The sequence below is a fragment of the Vibrio sp. 03_296 genome (genome assembly GCF_002265885.1).
In genome coordinates this window covers 1-514 of record NZ_NPKW01000937.1, presented here as the reverse complement: position 1 = coordinate 514, position 514 = coordinate 1, and the positions used below count along the sequence as shown (strand labels likewise).

Genomic DNA, 514 nt, shown 5'->3' with positions numbered 1-514 from the left:
TTGCGGTTTCAGTTTGTAGAGAGCCAGAGCGAGTCCACTCTTTTAGCATGCTTTCAAACTGAGGCAGGTCGAAGAAGAAGTGCTCTGAATCTTTCATCACTGGCGTCGCGCCAGAGACGGCAGATTTTGGATTGATCAATTCTGTTGGGCTGTAGGTTTCGCCACAAGCATCACAGTTGTCACCGTATTGATCTTCAGATTTACACTTCGGACACGTTCCCTTCACGAAACGATCGGGTAGGAACATCTCTTTTTCTGGGTCGAACAGCTGAGAAATAGTGCGGCTTGAAATAAACCCATTTTTTTCAGTTGCAGATAAATGTGAGAAGCCAGTTCACGGTTCTCATCGGAATGCGTACTGTGATAGTTATCGAAGCTAATATCAAAGCCAGCGAAATCTTTTTGGTGCATCGATAGCTTCACCGCAGCAATCATCTCTCTGGAGACATACCCATCTTGTTGCGCTTTAAGCATGATTGGCGTGCCGTGAGCGTCGTCAGCACAGATGAAGTTT

1 pseudogene is annotated in these 514 nt (G+C 46.1%); it reads right to left on the bottom strand.

Going from position 1 to position 514, the window contains the following annotated elements:
• Nucleotides 1-514, bottom strand: a pseudogene (locus tag CIK04_RS28975) (class I tRNA ligase family protein); the annotation flags it as partial.